The organism is Candidatus Cloacimonadota bacterium, assembly GCA_011372345.1.
Taxonomy (GTDB): domain Bacteria; phylum Cloacimonadota; class Cloacimonadia; order Cloacimonadales; family TCS61; genus DRTC01.
This window is the reverse complement of record DRTC01000488.1, coordinates 1-2,026: the sequence shown is the minus strand read 5'-3', so window position 1 is coordinate 2,026 and position 2,026 is coordinate 1. Positions and strand designations below refer to the sequence as shown.

Below are 2,026 nucleotides of genomic sequence, written 5' to 3'. Positions count from 1 at the left end.
TTAGGAGATATGCTGGAATTAGGAAATTTGACAGAAAAACTACATAAAAAAATCTGGAATTCATTAAAGAATATCCAAAATAAATATGTAATCTCAGTTGGGGAATTTGCCAGATTTTACCAGGCTGATATTCATTTTAAAGATGTTGAAAAATTGATTAACTCAGCAATTTTATCATCATTCTCAAAGAATTCCGTGATCCTGATCAAAGCTTCTCATGGAATTCACCTGGAAAAAATAATTAAAAGGATCTAAAATGTTCTATCATTTTTTCTTACCCTTATTAGATAAAGAAATTTTCGGATACAATATCTTTAATGTTATCCAATATGTAACTTTCAGGGCAATTGCAGCTTTCGTAACTGCTCTTATCCTCTCTTTTCTGTTTGGACCAAAGCTGATCCGAATGCTGAAGAAAAACAAGGCTGTCGAGACTATCAATGAGCATTTACCTGAAAATCATAAATCAAAAGCCGGAACTCCCACGATGGGAGGATTGATCGTTCTGCTCAGTTTGCTTGTTTCCATTCTGCTCTGGAATAATCTTATCAATTCTTATATTCTGGTCATGATCTTGACAATTATATGGTTGGGAAGCGTCGGTTTTCTGGATGATTATTTGAAAAATTTCCATCATACAAAATCAGGATTAATTGCAAAATATAAATTAATGGCTCAAATCGTTCTTGGTATTGTTGTTGCTTTTATCCTTTTTTATGGTGAAAAAGATCCTGATATTATCACTTCCATCAATCTTCCTTTTCTGAAAAACACTATAATCCAGTTGAAATGGTTCTTTATTCCTTTTGTCATCTTTATGATCGTGGGAACTTCCAATGCTGTGAACCTGACCGACGGACTCGACGGACTTGCCTCAGGAACAATTGCCATTTCTGCCTTTGCTCTCGGAGTGATGGCTTATATCAAAGGACATTTCGTAATCGCTGAATACCTGAATCTTGATTATATTGCCAATGCCGGAGAATTAGCCGTATTTACTGCGGCTTTAATTGGAACCTTACTTGGTTTTTTATGGTTCAATGTCAAACCTGCCCAGATTTTTCTTGGAGATACAGGTTCCTTGTCTTTGGGTGGAATATTAGCTGTTCTGGCAATTTTATTAAGAGAAGAAATATTTTTTGCGATCGTGGGAATGGTCTTTGTTGTGGAAGCAATGTCATCGATCATTCAAAGATATTATTTTAAATATACACGGATAAAAACAGGCAAGGGAAAGCGAGTTTTTCTTTGTGCTCCGCTTCATCATCATTTTGAATTGAAAGGAATTTCCGAAGAAAAGATCGTTATTCGTTTTTGGATAATTGCCATACTTCTTGCTGCAATCGGTTTGGGAACTCTGAAGTTGAGATAGCACGATGGGAATCCAAAATCGAAAAATTGGAATTTTAGGAATTGCCAAAAGCGGACTCGCAGCAGCAGAAAAGATCAAACAATCAGGTGGACAACCATTTTTAAGTGAAATTAAAAAAGAATTTGAAATTGAAAATGTTCGGAAAATAAAAGAAAATTTTTCTTGTGAATTCGGAGGTCATTCCGATAAAATCCTGGAAAGTGATTTCATCATTGTCAGTCCGGGAATTCCCTTAAATATTCCAATCCTCAAGAAAGCTGAAAAAAAAGGCATCAAACTGATCAGCGAAATCGAATTCGGATATCTGATCAAACATCCTGCAAGCAAGATCATTGCTGTTACCGGTTCAAACGGGAAAAGTACAACTGTCAGTCTGATCCAGCATATCCTTAAAATTGCCGGCTACAAATCGATTCTCGCTGGCAATATCGGAACTGCTTTTACATCGTTTCCCATTGAAAAACCGGGAATCGATTTTATTGTTCTGGAAATCAGCAGTTTCCAACTCGATTTGATCGAAACTTTTAAACCGGAAGTTGGAGTCATTTTGAATATTACACCTGACCATCTTAATCGCTACAAAAGTTTTACTGATTACGCTAAATCAAAATTCAGGATATTCCAAAATCAAAATTCTAGTGATCTGGCTGTTTT

Annotated in this window: 3 protein-coding genes; all 3 read left to right on the top strand. The window is 35.7% G+C overall.

The annotated features are described in order from the left end of the window. Window positions 1-9: 9 nt before the first annotated feature. Window positions 10-255 carry a hypothetical protein gene (locus ENL20_09445; protein ID HHE38781.1) on the top strand — a complete coding sequence of 82 codons (246 nt, stop codon included), beginning with the start codon at window positions 10-12 and terminating at the stop codon, window positions 253-255. 1 nt (window position 256) lies between these two features. Further along, on the top strand, window positions 257-1,372 hold the full coding sequence (locus ENL20_09440) for a phospho-N-acetylmuramoyl-pentapeptide-transferase (protein ID HHE38780.1): 1,116 nt from the start codon (window positions 257-259) through the stop codon (window positions 1,370-1,372). A gap of 4 nt (window positions 1,373-1,376) precedes the next feature. Then, window positions 1,377-2,026, top strand: a 650-nt coding sequence (locus tag ENL20_09435; protein ID HHE38779.1) for a UDP-N-acetylmuramoyl-L-alanine--D-glutamate ligase, incomplete at its 3' end; no start/stop codon positions are given.

Bases quoted from the DNA above. Each gene is read 5' to 3' on its own strand.
- ENL20_09440 (HHE38780.1), top strand. From the start codon at position 257: ATGTTCTATCATTTTTTCTTACCCTTATTAGATAAAGAAATTTTCGGA.
- ENL20_09445 (HHE38781.1), top strand. From the start codon at position 10: ATGCTGGAATTAGGAAATTTGACAGAAAAACTACATAAAAAAATCTGG.